9 protein-coding genes, 1 tRNA gene and 4 rRNA genes are annotated in these 16,268 nt (G+C 46.6%); 12 read left to right on the plus strand and 2 right to left on the minus strand.

Features of this window, described 5'->3' with window-relative positions; all coding sequences use genetic code 11:
- Positions 1–4: 4 nt before the first annotated feature.
- Positions 5–622: an adenylyl-sulfate kinase gene (gene cysC / locus GZK95_RS01510; protein ID WP_075716329.1), complete on the plus strand. Its 618-nt coding sequence runs from the start codon at positions 5–7 to the stop codon at positions 620–622.
- Between the two features lie 341 nt (positions 623–963).
- Here the strand turns inward: cysC and GZK95_RS01515 are convergent, their stop codons facing one another.
- Both GZK95_RS01515 and zur read right to left on the minus strand, forming a co-directional pair.
- Entirely contained in the window at positions 964–1,425 is a 462-nt protein-coding gene (locus GZK95_RS01515) for a chemotaxis protein CheX (protein WP_075651917.1), read from the minus strand.
- Between the two features lie 17 nt (positions 1,426–1,442).
- Positions 1,443–1,901: a zinc uptake transcriptional repressor Zur gene (gene zur, locus GZK95_RS01520; protein WP_075711320.1), complete on the minus strand. Its 459-nt coding sequence runs from the start codon at positions 1,899–1,901 to the stop codon at positions 1,443–1,445.
- Between the two features lie 255 nt (positions 1,902–2,156).
- Between zur and dusA the strand changes: the two genes are divergently transcribed.
- The 11 genes from dusA (at position 2,157) to GZK95_RS01575 (ending at position 16,051) form a co-directional block, all read left to right on the plus strand.
- Positions 2,157–3,137, plus strand: coding sequence for a tRNA dihydrouridine(20/20a) synthase DusA (dusA, locus tag GZK95_RS01525; RefSeq protein ID WP_075716330.1), 981 nt, complete (start codon positions 2,157–2,159; stop codon positions 3,135–3,137).
- A 159-nt stretch (positions 3,138–3,296) separates the two neighbouring features.
- Positions 3,297–3,506, plus strand: coding sequence for an envelope stress response protein PspG (gene pspG / locus GZK95_RS01530; protein WP_075716331.1), 210 nt, complete (start codon positions 3,297–3,299; stop codon positions 3,504–3,506).
- A 227-nt stretch (positions 3,507–3,733) separates the two neighbouring features.
- Positions 3,734–3,973 (plus strand): hypothetical protein, encoded by a 240-nt coding sequence (locus tag GZK95_RS01535; protein WP_075711326.1) that lies wholly within the window; start codon positions 3,734–3,736, stop codon positions 3,971–3,973.
- Positions 3,974–4,148: 175 nt separating this feature from the next.
- The gene (locus tag GZK95_RS01540) at positions 4,149–6,038 is read left to right on the plus strand and encodes an assimilatory sulfite reductase (NADPH) flavoprotein subunit (RefSeq protein WP_404817637.1); all 1,890 of its coding nucleotides are present in this window, start codon (positions 4,149–4,151) and stop codon (positions 6,036–6,038) included.
- A complete protein-coding gene (cysI, locus tag GZK95_RS01545) occupies positions 6,038–7,762 on the plus strand; it encodes an assimilatory sulfite reductase (NADPH) hemoprotein subunit (protein WP_075716333.1) in 1,725 nt (574 codons plus the stop codon). Before GZK95_RS01540 ends, cysI begins: the two co-directional genes overlap by 1 nt.
- Positions 7,755–8,531 (plus strand): phosphoadenylyl-sulfate reductase, encoded by a 777-nt coding sequence (locus GZK95_RS01550; RefSeq protein WP_075711332.1) that lies wholly within the window; start codon positions 7,755–7,757, stop codon positions 8,529–8,531. Before cysI ends, GZK95_RS01550 begins: the two co-directional genes overlap by 8 nt.
- A 542-nt stretch (positions 8,532–9,073) precedes the next feature.
- Positions 9,074–10,625 (plus strand): 16S ribosomal RNA (locus GZK95_RS01555).
- 324 nt (positions 10,626–10,949) lie between these two features.
- Positions 10,950–13,838, plus strand: a 23S ribosomal RNA gene (locus GZK95_RS01560).
- A 92-nt stretch (positions 13,839–13,930) separates the two neighbouring features.
- Positions 13,931–14,046 (plus strand): 5S ribosomal RNA (gene rrf, locus GZK95_RS01565).
- Positions 14,047–14,361: 315 nt separating this feature from the next.
- Positions 14,362–15,914, plus strand: a 16S ribosomal RNA gene (locus GZK95_RS01570).
- Together the 16S, 23S and 5S rRNA genes with 1 tRNA gene alongside form the textbook arrangement of a ribosomal RNA operon.
- Positions 15,915–15,975: 61 nt before the next feature.
- Positions 15,976–16,051 (plus strand) — tRNA-Glu (locus GZK95_RS01575).
- Positions 16,052–16,268: the final 217 nt, after the last annotated feature.

Consider the following 16,268-nt stretch of genomic DNA (forward strand, 5'->3'; position numbering starts at 1 on the left):
ACCTATGACAACAGAAACTAACGTTAAAGATGAAAATATAGTTTGGCATCAGCATACGGTAGACAAAAATTTCCGCGCCAATCTAAAGCATCAGAAACCAGTTGTGCTTTGGTTTACCGGTTTGTCTGGAGCTGGGAAGTCGACGGTTGCTGGTGCACTTGAGAACCAACTCGCGGAGTTGGGCTATCATACCTACCTCCTAGACGGTGATAATGTTCGTCATGGTTTATGCAGTGATTTGGGGTTCTCGGAGCAAGATCGCCGTGAAAATATTCGTCGTATTGGTGAGTTAGCTAAGTTGATGGCAGATGCTGGCTTAATTGTGCTTTCTGCTTTTATTTCTCCTCATCGGGTTGAGCGACAACTTGTGCGCGAACTCCTTCCAGATGGTGAGTTTCTGGAAGTGTTCGTAAATACTTCACTGGATGTGTGCGAGCAGCGCGACCCCAAAGGCTTATATAAGAAAGCGCGTGCGGGAGAAATTGCCAATTTCACCGGCATTGATTCTGAATATGAAGCGCCCTTGGCGGCAGAAATTGATTTGCCTGCTGGCGAGTTGCCGATCGAAGCGTTGGTCGAGCTATGTGTGCAAGAGCTAAAGCAGCGCGCAATTATTCGCTAGTGAACTTAGCCTGAGATTAAGTCGCGGATAACAGCATGAGTTGCTTTTGAGCTACCATGATCTCAAAGCTTATGTATCTGCAGAATACGCGCATTTGGTTACCCATGATCCAATTGCTTGTAACCGTGATGTGCCTTAGCTAGTCAACTGTAAGAGTTATTGGGTTATGATGATCTTAGAGCTTGTTGAGGTTGTGTTTAGTGAAAGGTTACCGATAGGTCAAGAGCTCGTTTAACTATCTTTTACAGGTTTTGGTTACCCATGTGCTAAAAGCTCTCACCAGGGGTAAAAATGGAAAAAGCTTCCCGAGGGAAGCTTTTTGAATATGGGTAGGTCAACGGCTACTCGAAGCAAATTTCGATAAAAGCGTTACCCCATTGAGAGGTAAATGGCATGATGATGATTGCACCTTCACACTTATGACGTATGGTATGACCTTTACCAGACACAACGACAGGCGTCGCCATATCAAAGTCGAAGCCACTTTCCGCTAAAATGCGTTTAGCACCACCAGTCACCATATTGGTAATCTCACCAACCATATCGGTCACTTCGTCATTTAAGCCGTTAGGGCGCTCGCCTAGCATATTTTGCATAATTTCTAGTGCTAAGCTTTCATCAAAAGTAATCGACATAGAACCGCGAGTTTGCGGACCAACCATCCCGATTAGACCTGACACATCACCACGTGCGATTTCATCTTTCTTTACACGAGGCTTTTGCGGCTTCAGTTCTAGTGAAGCCATCGTTTTCAGGACGTTCATCAATGAAGCCAAAAACGGGTTTACAAATTCAGCGCGCATATTCTTCTTCTATATCTTTATTCTTTAATATCAGCGAGGCATGACTGACAAACACCATGTGACTCAATCACGTGATTGGTGATCTTAAAGCCATGCTTTTCTGCATTACTAGCCAATAAGGCTACCAAACTATCATCCTGCAGTTCAATAACGTTACTACATTTGTCGCAGATTAGAAGATGCGAGTAATGTTTATGTGCGTTACACGAGCAACATTGAATAAAACTGTTCGTTGACTCGACTCGATGGATAAAACCTTGTTCCAATAAAAAGTCTAGAGCACGATAGACTGTTGGTGGCTTTGCCTGAGGTTCACTGAGCTTAAGTTGCTCTAGCAATTCGTAAGCGCTAGATGCCTTTGGGCTAGCACAGATTAATTGAAAAACCTGCTTTCGTTGCGGCGTTAACCTAACGCCTCTTGCCGCACAAATGTCTTCGATTTGTTTGAGTAGCTTGTGGTCCAAATTTTCCACCATAACGATTGGACTTTTCAATAATATACCACTCAATTATGAGCAGTGGGCATTATTCGAGTCATTATGATAAGACCTACGAGACTTTACTCAAGTATCGAGGTGAATCAGTTTGCCGTACTTTAGATCTATCTAACTTATCAAAATATCTAAGAAAACGATACTATTGAAGATAAATTGGCACCTAACTTGGGAAGAGATTACAATATTCGCCCTATTTTTGGCTTTAACCTACTTCATTAGACTGGAATCAGACTTATGACTCACTCGTGCAAGTTCTCTATCGCTCCAATGTTGGATTGGACCGACCGTCACTGTCGATACTTTCATCGCTTACTTTCTAGCGAGACTCAACTGTATACAGAAATGGTGACTACCGGCGCCATTATCCATGGTAAAGGCGATTTCCTTGCATACAACGAGGAAGAGCATCCATTGGTACTGCAATTGGGTGGTTCTAATCCTGCGGACCTTGCGACTTGCGCCAAGTTAGCGGCAGAGCGCGGTTATGATGAAATTAACCTAAACGTTGGCTGCCCATCAGATCGTGTGCAAAACGGTCGTTTCGGTGCTTGCCTGATGGCAGAACCATTGCTGGTGGCTGAATGTGTTGCGGCGATGAAAGAAGTGGTGGATATTCCAGTTAACGTAAAGACGCGCATTGGTATTGATGATCAAGACTCGTATGAGTTTTTGACCGACTTTGTTTCAACGGTTTCTGAAAAAGGCGGCTGTGAGCAGTTTACTATTCACGCGCGTAAAGCTTGGTTGTCTGGTTTGAGCCCGAAAGAGAACCGTGAAATTCCACCATTGGATTACCCTCGAGCTTATCAACTCAAGAAAGATTTCTCTCATTTGGTGATTGCCGTAAACGGTGGAGTAAAAACCCTTGAAGAGACCAAAGAACACCTATTGCATTTAGATGGTGTAATGGTGGGGCGTGAAGCGTATCAAAACCCTTACATTCTAGCGGAAGTCGATCAGCAGATTTTTGGTTTAGATAAACCCGTGAAGAAGCGTACTCAGGTTGTCGAGGAAATGTACCCGTACATTGAAGCGCAATTATCGAAAGGGGTTTACTTAGGTCACATCACTCGTCATATGTTGGGATTGTTCCAAAATATGCCGGGAGCACGTCAATGGCGCCGCCATATTAGTGAAAACGCACATAAGCCAGGCTCTGGTATTGAAGTTGTTGAAGCGGCGCTGGCAAAAATCCCTAAAGAGCTAAATGTGTAAAATTTACCAACCATAGTGGTAAAAAATACCTACTTAGTGATGATTAAAAGCTCTCATTTTGAGGGCTTTTTTGTTAATTCAATAAAATCAATAAGATGGATCGTGTCGCAAACTTGGCATACTTCCTGCGATATCTCAGAGAAAGAAAGGAGAAACGTTATGTTTGAGATTATCTTTGTTCTGATTTTTATTGCGACGTTATTGGTGACGGGTGTCACTATGTTAACAGTATTTGCCGCGGCGGGTTTTGCATTAGCGATTATGGTACTGCTTGGTATGGTCGGCGCAGTGATTAAAATATTGCCATGGTTGATTGTCATCGCGATTGGTATTTGGTTCTTCAAAAACCATGTGCATACATCGAGATAATCATTGTGCAAATCTAAAAGCCTAATGGACTGCAGTGCTGAGCGATAGCGTGGCTGGGTCGTAACTTGATAACGATATGAAGTTGCTGAGCACGATCATTTTTTAAACGTCATTATGTAATGGCGTTTTTTTATACCTTTTTACGATAAAGCTTAAGTTTTTATTAGCAGTTTTCTCCTGATGAACCATGCTTAAAGAGACAAGGATCGTTATGTAGAGAAATAATTATGACCATCAACGAACTGCGCGCGCTATACAGAGAAAATCAGTTAGTCGAGGCCATCATTGAACCCTCTGCCGAGGAAGGGTTATGGGTTGTTGAGTTTCGTCACGCTCAAGGTGGTTTCCTTCTCCTGACTGATGCTCATGGCGAAGAGTGTCATTATGGCAATCTCGATGTGGCTTCCAAATCCGCCATGGCAGTCGGATTTAATCAAGTGCGCATTGAAGATCAGCGGCCTCTTTAACGTACATATTGGTAACGCACTACGTTGCCAAAAACGTCCGATCTATTGATAAACCGATGGCGGTAAAGTGCGATTATCTTGCTGCCTTCAGCCCCGCGTTACTCCCAAAAGTTATAAAACATTCACTTCTATTCTTTCTTGTTATTAAAAAGAGTGGTTAATCTATCACCACGCAATGAACAGGGATGTCGAGACCATGTCTTTAAATAAGAAAGAGTCTTCAGCCAATGGAGAGCTCTCGCAAGCAAATACACCAGAACTACCATCAATCGCTAGCCCTCTTAATGATCAACAATTAGGTCAGTTACAGCAAACGGTATCAAGTTTGTCTTCTCAGCAACTGGCATGGGTGAGTGGTTACTTCTGGGGTTTAGCCCAAAATCAACCTGCAGCCGCCGCAGCGCCGATTAGTCAAGCCGCGGCTTCAGTCGCAGCCAAACCGGCGGGTAAGTTAACCATTATCTTTGCTTCGCAAACAGGTAACGCCAAAGGTGTCGCCGAAGAGCTAGAGCAAGAAGCGAAAGCTCAAGGTATTGCCGTTGAGCTATTTGATGCTAGTGACTACAAAGGTAAGAACCTAGCCAAAGAGACTCACGTTATCGTAGTTGCTTCTACCAATGGTGAAGGTGAGGCGCCGGATAATGCCATCGAACTGCATGAGTTTTTGCAATCAAAGAAAGCGCCAAAGCTACCAAACTTAAAATACGGTGTTATTGGTCTGGGTGATTCTAGTTACGAGTTTTTCTGTCAAACCGGTAAAGATTTTGATGCTTACTTAGCAAAGTTGGGTGCGACATCTTTTATTGATCGTATTGATTGTGATGTCGATTACGAAGCGCCAGCTAAAGAGTGGCGCGAGAAAGCACTCGATACTGTCAAAGATGATCTCTCATCAGGCGCTGAAGCGGAAGTCGTACAATTGCCTGTAGGGCAAGCTGCGGCTGGCCACTCGCAATACAACAAGCAAAATCCCTATACCGCGACACTATTAACCAGTCAGAAAATTACTGGGCGAGATTCAGGTAAGGATGTCCGCCATATTGAAATTGATCTCGATGGCTCAGGCATTACTTATCAACCAGGTGATGCTTTGGGTGTCTGGTACCAAAATAGCTCTGAGCTTGCTAATGCTATTTTGGCCAAAGCCGGTCTGTCTGGAGTAGAAAGCGTTGATGTAGACGGAGAAAGCCTTTCGATTCACAGCGCTCTGGTGGCGAAATATGAAATCACTGCAGCCAATCCACAGTTAGTCACCAAATTTGCTGAATTGTCAGGCAGTAAAAAACTGCAAAAGCTGGTGGAAGATAAAGACAAACTGCGCGAGTACGCGGGCAATACTCAAGTTATCGACGTACTGGCTGAGAAGAAAACCAAATTGAGTGCACAAGAACTGGTTGGCTTGCTCCGCCGGTTGACGCCTCGTCTTTACTCTATAGCCTCAGCCCAATCTGAAGTGGAAGACGAAGTTCATCTTACTGTTGGGGTGGTTGAGTACCAACAAGGTGAAGATACCCGCTTTGGTGGCGCATCAAGTTACCTCTCTCACCGTTTAGAAGAGGGAGGAGAAGTTAAGGTGTTTATTGAAAACAACAATAACTTCAAACTTCCTCAAGATGACAACACGCCAGTGATCATGATTGGTCCAGGTACGGGGATTGCGCCATTCCGCAGTTTTATTCAAGAGCGTGATAATCGAGATGCTGAAGGAAAGAACTGGTTATTCTTTGGCGATCGTACCTTTACTCAAGATTTCCTCTACCAGGTGGAGTGGCAAAAATACCTTAAGTCAGGTTTGCTGACGCAACTCGATGTTGCCTTTAGTCGAGACCAGCAAGAGAAAGTGTATGTTCAACATCGCCTGTTAGAAAACGGTGCCCAAGTGTGGCAGTGGATTGAAGACGGTGCCTATCTATATGTCTGTGGTGATGCAACTCGCATGGCGAAAGATGTCCACGAGGCATTGGTTTCTATCGCGCAAGAGCACGGCAAACTAAGTAAAGAACAAGCAGAAGAGTTTATTAATAATCTGCGTAAGGAAAAACGTTACCAAAGGGATGTGTACTAATGAGCAAAGAACAACAACAAGTACTTGGTGAAGTATTAGGTCCTTATGCTGACAATGAACGCTTAAAGCGCGAAAGTAATTTTCTTCGCGGCACCATAGAGCAAGACCTGCAAGATCGTATTACGGGTGGCTTTACCGCGGATAATTTCCAACTGATCCGTTTTCACGGTATGTATCAGCAAGATGACCGCGACATTCGTAATGAGCGTGCAAAACAGAAACTCGAACCTTTGCACAATGTGATGCTACGTGCACGTATGCCGGGTGGCATCATTACGCCAAAGCAGTGGTTAGCCATCGATAAGTTTGCCAGTGAACATTCACTGTATGGCAGTATTCGTTTAACCACTCGTCAGACGTTTCAGTTCCATGGTGTCTTAAAGCCCAATATTAAGCTGATGCACCAAACGCTAAATAGTATTGGTATTGATTCCATCGCTACCGCAGGTGATGTGAATCGTAATGTGCTTTGTACCACCAACCCTGTGGAATCTGAACTTCATCAAGAAGCGTACGAATGGGCGAAAAAGATCAGTGAACATCTGCTACCTAAAACCAAAGCTTATGCTGAGATTTGGTTAGATGGTGAGAAAGTAGAAACGACCGAAGATGATGAGCCTATTCTTGGTAAGCACTATTTACCACGTAAGTTCAAAACCACAGTAGTCATTCCCCCACAAAATGATGTGGATGTGCATGCCAATGACCTGAACTTTGTTGCCATTGCTGAAAACGGCAAGCTAGTTGGCTTTAATGTGCTGGTGGGTGGTGGTCTTGCAATGACGCATGGTGATACGTCGACGTATGCACGTCGTGCAGATGACTTTGGTTATGTCCCACTAGATAAGACATTAGATGTTGCCGCCGCTGTTGTCACGACGCAGCGAGATTGGGGGAACCGCTCAAATCGTAAAAACGCCAAAACCAAATATACGCTTGACCGCGTCGGTATTGATGTATTCAAAGCCGAAGTAGAGAAGCGCGCTGACGTCAAGTTTGCGTCCAGCCGACCTTATGAGTTTACCGAGCGAGGAGATCGCATCGGTTGGGTAGAAGGCATCGATGGTAAGCATCACCTTGCTCTGTTCATCGAAAATGGTCGTTTGCTAGATTTTCCGGGTAAGCCACTTAAAACGGGGATGGCTGAAATTGCCAAGATCCACAAAGGTGACTTCCGAATGACAGCAAACCAAAACTTAATCGTCGCAGGCGTTTCTAAATCCAATAAAGCTAAGATAGAGAAAATTGCGCGAGAGCATGGGCTGATGGATGATTCGGTGAGTGAGCAGCGCAAAAACTCAATGGCGTGTGTGGCGTTCCCAACTTGCCCGTTGGCGATGGCGGAAGCAGAACGTTTCCTCCCACAGTTCGTAACCGACGTAGAAGGCATTCTTGATAAACATGGTTTAGAGAAAGAAGACAATATCATCTTACGTGTTACCGGCTGCCCTAATGGGTGCGGTCGAGCAATGTTGGCTGAAATTGGTCTAGTGGGTAAAGCTCCAGGACGTTACAACCTGCATCTTGGTGGTAATAAAGGCGGGACTCGTATTCCTAAGATGTATAAAGAGAACATTACCGATAAACAGATCCTAGAAGAAATCGATCTGCTGGTGGGGCGTTGGGCGAAAGAGCGTAATAAAGATGAGTGCTTTGGTGATTTCGTCATTCGCGCCGGGATAGTTGCGGAAGTCATCGTATCAAAGAGGGATTTGCATGCTTGATTCAATCACTACACCGCTTAATTTAAAGCAACTACTTGCCCTAACCAAAACCGAGCAGATACTTCAGCTGGGGGTTATCAATGCGGAACTAGAGAAAATGACGGCTCAGCAGCGAGTGAGTTGGGCGGTGGAAAATCTCGCTGGTGAGTTTGCGGTCTCTTCAAGCTTTGGTGTTCAAGCTGCAGTGATGTTGCACTTAGTCACGCAAGCTAAACCTGATATTCCAGTGATATTGACGGATACTGGTTACCTGTTTCCTGAGACTTACCAGTTTATTGAACAACTGACTCAGCAACTTGGTTTGAACCTGAAAGTTTATCGCGCACAGCAAAGTCCAGTATGGCAAGAAGCGGTGCACGGTAAATTGTGGGAACTGGGTGTTGAAGGTATCGAGAAATACAACAAGCTAAATAAAGTAGAGCCAATGCGTCGTGCTTTAGATGAACTTCAGGTGGGAACCTGGTTCTCTGGTTTGCGTCGTGAACAATCTCAGTCACGAGCTAACTTACCGATTCTTTCGATTCAAAATGGTGTATTTAAGTTTTTACCGGTTATCGACTGGAGTAATAAAGATGTGCACTACTACTTAGAAGAGCATGGTCTGCCTTATCATCCTTTAAGAGAAGAGGGATACCTTTCTGTCGGTGATACGCATACAACAAGAAAGTGGGAACCAGGGATGAAAGAAGAAGATACTCGATTCTTTGGTTTGAAACGTGAATGTGGGCTTCATGAGGATGATGGAGAAGAGCACGGTTCAGGAATTTAGTTTGATGAGTAACGAAAAGGCTGCGTAATGCAGCCTTTTTTATGCTTAAAAAATCACAGTATGTGGATAACTTTGTGGATGAGTTGTTGGCTTGTTTGGGGTAAAAATGAATAAATAAAGCTTTGAATAAAAAAACGGCATGTAAGCGTTATTTTTGTAATTTTTGCAAAATAACGCTTGCCAATGTGATGGCGATCTCTATAATGCCCCCCTGTCGACGAGGCAAGGCTCCATAAGGGTTTAGCGCTAATCGGCAAGGTCAAAAAGAAAGACGAAATAAATTGAAAAAGTGTTTGACACAACAAATTATCTCGTTAGAATGGCCGCCTCTTCCAAGTGATGTGAGTCACAAAGAAGAGTTGCTCTTTAAAAATAAGAACCTATCAATCTGTGTGGGCACTCGTTGATGATAATCCAAATTAGAAGCTTAGGCTTCAAATTAGATTTCAATGAAACGAAGTGACCATTGCTAGAAATAGCAGCACAGTCAATTCAAACATTACTATGTAATGTTCAGTATTCATTGAGTCGAACAAAATCTTAAATTGAAGAGTTTGATCATGGCTCAGATTGAACGCTGGCGGCAGGCCTAACACATGCAAGTCGAGCGGCAGCGACATAAACAATCCTTCGGGTGCGTCTATGGGCGGCGAGCGGCGGACGGGTGAGTAATGCCTAGGAAATTGCCCTGATGTGGGGGATAACCATTGGAAACGATGGCTAATACCGCATAATGCCTACGGGCCAAAGAGGGGGACCTTCGGGCCTCTCGCGTCAGGATATGCCTAGGTGGGATTAGCTAGTTGGTGAGGTAAGGGCTCACCAAGGCGACGATCCCTAGCTGGTCTGAGAGGATGATCAGCCACACTGGAACTGAGACACGGTCCAGACTCCTACGGGAGGCAGCAGTGGGGAATATTGCACAATGGGCGCAAGCCTGATGCAGCCATGCCGCGTGTATGAAGAAGGCCTTCGGGTTGTAAAGTACTTTCAGTCGTGAGGAAGGTTCATACGTTAATAGCGTATGGATTTGACGTTAGCGACAGAAGAAGCACCGGCTAACTCCGTGCCAGCAGCCGCGGTAATACGGAGGGTGCGAGCGTTAATCGGAATTACTGGGCGTAAAGCGCATGCAGGTGGTTAGTTAAGTCAGATGTGAAAGCCCGGGGCTCAACCTCGGAATTGCATTTGAAACTGGCTGACTAGAGTACTGTAGAGGGGGGTAGAATTTCAGGTGTAGCGGTGAAATGCGTAGAGATCTGAAGGAATACCGGTGGCGAAGGCGGCCCCCGGACAGATACTGACACTCAGATGCGAAAGCGTGGGGAGCAAACAGGATTAGATACCCCGGTAGTCCACGCCGTAAACGATGTCTACTTGGAGGTTGTGGCCTTGAGCCGTGGCTTTCGGAGCTAACGCGTTAAGTAGACCGCCCGGGGAGTACGGTCGCAAGATTAAAACTCAAATGAATTGACGGGGGCCCGCACAAGCGGTGGAGCATGTGGTTTAATTCGATGCAACGCGAAGAACCTTACCTACTCTTGACATCCATAGAACTTAGCAGAGATGCTTTGGTGCCTTCGGGAACTATGAGACAGGTGCTGCATGGCTGTCGTCAGCTCGTGTTGTGAAATGTTGGGTTAAGTCCCGCAACGAGCGCAACCCTTATCCTTGTTTGCCAGCGAGTAATGTCGGGAACTCCAGGGAGACTGCCGGTGATAAACCGGAGGAAGGTGGGGACGACGTCAAGTCATCATGGCCCTTACGAGTAGGGCTACACACGTGCTACAATGGCGTATACAGAGGGCAGCCAACTTGCGAAAGTGAGCGAATCCCAAAAAGTACGTCGTAGTCCGGATTGGAGTCTGCAACTCGACTCCATGAAGTCGGAATCGCTAGTAATCGTGGATCAGAATGCCACGGTGAATACGTTCCCGGGCCTTGTACACACCGCCCGTCACACCATGGGAGTGGGCTGCAAAAGAAGTGGGTAGTTTAACCTTCGGGAGGACGCTCACCACTTTGTGGTTCATGACTGGGGTGAAGTCGTAACAAGGTAGCGCTAGGGGAACCTGGCGCTGGATCACCTCCTTATACGATGATTATCGTGATGAGTGTCCACACAGATTGATAGTTCACAAGCGTAAGCTTGTAGCTAACATAGCTCTTTAACAATTTGGAAAGCTGACAAAACAACAATTTATTGTTGTTTGTAAAGTTCTCAAAGTATTCATTTATGAATACACAAAAACACATTCAAGTGTTCTTGGGTTTTGCGAAAGCAAAACATATTTGAGTCCGGCAAAATCGAGTCTGCATCATGTATAAAAATTGCAGACAACTTTGGTGATTTGACCGTTTGTTTTCACTTTTTAAAGTGAAAGTAAATTGGCAACTCGAAACTCCTTCGGGTTGTATGGTTAAGTGACTAAGCGTACACGGTGGATGCCTTGGCAGTCAGAGGCGATGAAGGACGTATTAACTTGCGATAAGCCCAGATTAGGCAGTAAAAGCCACTTGAGTCTGGGATTTCCGAATGGGGAAACCCACTTACATAAGTAAGTATCGTTATGTGAATACATAGCATAACGAGGCGAACCGGGGAACTGAAACATCTAAGTACCCCGAGGAAAAGAAATCAACCGAGATTCCGAAAGTAGCGGCGAGCGAAATTGGACTAGCCCTTAAGCTTTACACGCGTTAGACGAACCGGTCTGGAAAGTCCGACGATACAGGGTGATAGTCCCGTAGTTGACGATGTGTGTTCAGTGAAATCGAGTAGGGCGGGACACGTGTTATCCTGTCTGAATATGGGGGACCATCCTCCAAGGCTAAATACTACTGACTGACCGATAGTGAACCAGTACCGTGAGGGAAAGGCGAAAAGAACCCCTGTGAGGGGAGTGAAATAGAACCTGAAACCGTGTACGTACAAGCAGTAGGAGCAGGCTTTGTCCTGTGACTGCGTACCTTTTGTATAATGGGTCAGCGACTTATATTCAGTGGCAAGGTTAACCATCTAGGGGAGCCGTAGGGAAACCGAGTCTTAACTGGGCGTTCAGTCTCTGGATATAGACCCGAAACCAGGTGATCTAGCCATGGGCAGGTTGAAGGTTGAGTAACATCAACTGGAGGACCGAACCGACTAATGTTGAAAAATTAGCGGATGACTTGTGGCTAGGGGTGAAAGGCCAATCAAACCCGGAGATAGCTGGTTCTCCCCGAAAGCTATTTAGGTAGCGCCTCGGACGAATACTACTGGGGGTAGAGCACTGTTAAGGCTAGGGGTCATCCCGACTTACCAACCCTTTGCAAACTCCGAATACCAGTAAGTACTATCCGGGAGACACACGGCGGGTGCTAACGTCCGTCGTGGAGAGGGAAACAACCCAGACCGCCAGCTAAGGTCCCAAATTATAGCTAAGTGGGAAACGATGTGGGAAGGCTTAGACAGCTAGGATGTTGGCTTAGAAGCAGCCATCATTTAAAGAAAGCGTAATAGCTCACTAGTCGAGTCGGCCTGCGCGGAAGATGTAACGGGGCTAAGCTATAAACCGAAGCTGCGGCAATAACTTTTAGTTATTGGGTAGGGGAGCGTTCTGTAAGCCGTTGAAGGTGTGTTGTAAAGCATGCTGGAGGTATCAGAAGTGCGAATGCTGACATGAGTAACGATAAAGGGGGTGAAAAACCTCCTCGCCGGAAGACCAAGGGTTCCTGTCCAACGTTAATCGGGGCAGGGTAAGTCGACCCCTAAGGCGAGGCCGAAAGGCGTAGTCGATGGGAAACGGGTTAATATTCCCGTACTTCTTACAATTGCGATGGGGGGACGGAGAAGGCTAGGTGGGCCCGGCGACGGTTGTCCGGTTCAAGTGCGTAGGCTTAAGAGTTAGGTAAATCCGGCTCTTTTTTAAGGCTGAGACACGATGTCGAGCTACTACGGTAGTGAAGTCATTGATGCCATGCTTCCGGGAAAAGCCTCTAAGCTTCAGATTGTAAGGAATCGTACCCCAAACCGACACAGGTGGTCGGGTAGAGAATACCAAGGCGCTTGAGAGAACTCGGGTGAAGGAACTAGGCAAAATGGTACCGTAACTTCGGGAGAAGGTACGCTCTTGACGGTGAAGTCCCTTGCGGATGGAGCTATTGAGAGTCGCAGATACCAGGTGGCTGCAACTGTTTATTAAAAACACAGCACTGTGCAAAATCGTAAGATGACGTATACGGTGTGACGCCTGCCCGGTGCCGGAAGGTTAATTGATGGGGTTAGACTTAGGTCGAAGCTCTTGATCGAAGCCCCGGTAAACGGCGGCCGTAACTATAACGGTCCTAAGGTAGCGAAATTCCTTGTCGGGTAAGTTCCGACCTGCACGAATGGCGTAATGATGGCCACGCTGTCTCCACCCGAGACTCAGTGAAATTGAAATCGCTGTGAAGATGCAGTGTACCCGCGGCTAGACGGAAAGACCCCGTGAACCTTTACTACAGCTTGGCACTGAACATTGACCCTACATGTGTAGGATAGGTGGGAGGCTTTGAAGCACGTACGCCAGTATGTGTGGAGCCGTCCTTGAAATACCACCCTTGTAGTGTTGATGTTCTAACGTCGACCCCTAATCGGGGTTACGGACAGTGCCCGGTGGGTAGTTTGACTGGGGCGGTCTCCTCCCAAAGAGTAACGGAGGAGCACGAAGGTGGGCTAAACACGGTTGGACATCGTGTGGTTAGTGCAATGGCATAAGCCCGCTTAACTGCGAGAATGACAATTCGAGCAGGTACGAAAGTAGGTCATAGTGATCCGGTGGTTCTGTATGGAAGGGCCATCGCTCAACGGATAAAAGGTACTCCGGGGATAACAGGCTGATACCGCCCAAGAGTTCATATCGACGGCGGTGTTTGGCACCTCGATGTCGGCTCATCACATCCTCGGGGCTGAAGTCGGTCCCAAGGGTATGGCTGTTCGCCATTTAAAGTGGTACGCGAGCTGGGTTTAGAACGTCGTGAGACAGTTCGGTCCCTATCTGCCGTGGGCGTTGGAGAATTGAAAGGGGCTGCTCCTAGTACGAGAGGACCGGAGTGGACGAACCTCTGGTGTTCGGGTTGTGTCGCCAGACGCATTGCCCGGTAGCTAAGTTCGGAATCGATAACCGCTGAAAGCATCTAAGCGGGAAGCGAGCCTTGAGATGAGTTCTCCCTGATACTTTAAGTATCCTAAAGGGTTGTCGGAGACTACGACGTTGATAGGTCAGGTGTGTAAGTGCTGTGAGGCATTGAGCTAACTGATACTAATTGCCCGTGAGGCTTAACCATACAACACCCAAGGGGTTTTGATGGACTCAAAGAAAGAACAAAACTTGATTGTGTAGAGAACACAAAACAGCTTTCCGAATTAAAGAATTTTGCTTGGCGACCATAGCGATTTGGACCCACCTGATTCCATGCCGAACTCAGAAGTGAAACGAATTAGCGCCGATGGTAGTGTGGGGCTTCCCCATGTGAGAGTAGGACATCGTCAGGCTTTAATTTCGACTTTGTTTACTTAGTAAACAAGTCACCATAGAATTTTAAGTTTTCTTAGAATTTTATGTTGACTTTCAAAGTAGGAAGCGTATTATACGCACCTCGCTGAGACGCTAACGCGTTGAAAGACAAAGCTCTTTAACAATATAAACCTATCAATCTGTGTGGGCACTCGTTGATGATAATCCAAATTAGAAGCTTAGGCTTCAAATTAGATTTCAATGAAACGAAGTGACCATTGCTAGAAATAGCAGCACAGTCAATTCAAACATTACTATGTAATGTTCAGTATTCATTGAGTCGACAAAATCTTAAATTGAAGAGTTTGATCATGGCTCAGATTGAACGCTGGCGGCAGGCCTAACACATGCAAGTCGAGCGGCAGCGACATAAACAATCCTTCGGGTGCGTCTATGGGCGGCGAGCGGCGGACGGGTGAGTAATGCCTAGGAAATTGCCCTGATGTGGGGGATAACCATTGGAAACGATGGCTAATACCGCATAATGCCTACGGGCCAAAGAGGGGGACCTTCGGGCCTCTCGCGTCAGGATATGCCTAGGTGGGATTAGCTAGTTGGTGAGGTAAGGGCTCACCAAGGCGACGATCCCTAGCTGGTCTGAGAGGATGATCAGCCACACTGGAACTGAGACACGGTCCAGACTCCTACGGGAGGCAGCAGTGGGGAATATTGCACAATGGGCGCAAGCCTGATGCAGCCATGCCGCGTGTATGAAGAAGGCCTTCGGGTTGTAAAGTACTTTCAGTCGTGAGGAAGGTTCATGCGTTAATAGCGTATGGATTTGACGTTAGCGACAGAAGAAGCACCGGCTAACTCCGTGCCAGCAGCCGCGGTAATACGGAGGGTGCGAGCGTTAATCGGAATTACTGGGCGTAAAGCGCATGCAGGTGGTTAGTTAAGTCAGATGTGAAAGCCCGGGGCTCAACCTCGGAATTGCATTTGAAACTGGCTGACTAGAGTACTGTAGAGGGGGGGGTAGAATTTCAGGTGTAGCGGTGAAATGCGTAGAGATCTGAAGGAATACCGGTGGCGAAGGCGGCCCCCCGACAGATACTGACACTCAGATGCGAAAGCGTGGGGAGCAAACAGGATTAGATACCCCGGTAGTCCACGCCGTAAACGATGTCTACTTGGAGGTTGTGGCCTTGAGCCGTGGCTTTCGGAGCTAACGCGTTAAGTAGACCGCCCGGGGAGTACGGTCGCAAGATTAAAACTCAAATGAATTGACGGGGGCCCGCACAAGCGGTGGAGCATGTGGTTTAATTCGATGCAACGCGAAGAACCTTACCTACTCTTGACATCCATAGAACTTAGCAGAGATGCTTTGGTGCCTTCGGGAACTATGAGACAGGTGCTGCATGGCTGTCGTCAGCTCGTGTTGTGAAATGTTGGGTTAAGTCCCGCAACGAGCGCAACCCTTATCCTTGTTTGCCAGCGAGTAATGTCGGGAACTCGGGGAGACTGCCGGTGATAAACCGGAGGAAGGTGGGGACGACGTCAAGTCATCATGGCCCTTACGAGTAGGGCTACACACGTGCTACAATGGCGTATACAGAGGGCAGCCAACTTGCGAAAGTGAGCGAATCCCAAAAAGTACGTCGTAGTCCGGATTGGAGTCTGCAACTCGACTCCATGAAGTCGGAATCGCTAGTAATCGTGGATCAGAATGCCACGGTGAATACGTTCCCGGGCCTTGTACACACCGCCCGTCACACCATGGGAGTGGGCTGCAAAAGAAGTGGGTAGTTTAACCTTCGGGAGGACGCTCACCACTTTGTGGTTCATGACTGGGGTGAAGTCGTAACAAGGTAGCGCTAGGGGAACCTGGCGCTGGATCACCTCCTTATACGATGATTATTGCGATGAGTGTTCACACAGATTGATATGTTTATTTAGAGTTTCTTAGTGTCCCGTTCGTCTAGAGGCCTAGGACACCGCCCTTTCACGGCGGTAACAGGGGTTCGACTCCCCTACGGGATACCATCTTTAAGGGTTTTTCCTTAAGAATCTTTAAAAATGGTTTCTTTCTTTAAGTAGAAAGTAAAATCTAGCTCTTTAACAATTTGGAAAGCTGACAAAACAACAATTTATTGTTGTTTGTAAAGTTCTCAAAGTATTCATTTATGAATACACAAAAACACATTCAAGTGTTCTTGGGTTTTGCGAAAGCAAAACATATTTGAGTCCGGCAAAATCGAGT

This window comes from Vibrio panuliri (assembly GCF_009938205.1).
GTDB lineage: Bacteria > Pseudomonadota > Gammaproteobacteria > Enterobacterales > Vibrionaceae > Vibrio > Vibrio panuliri.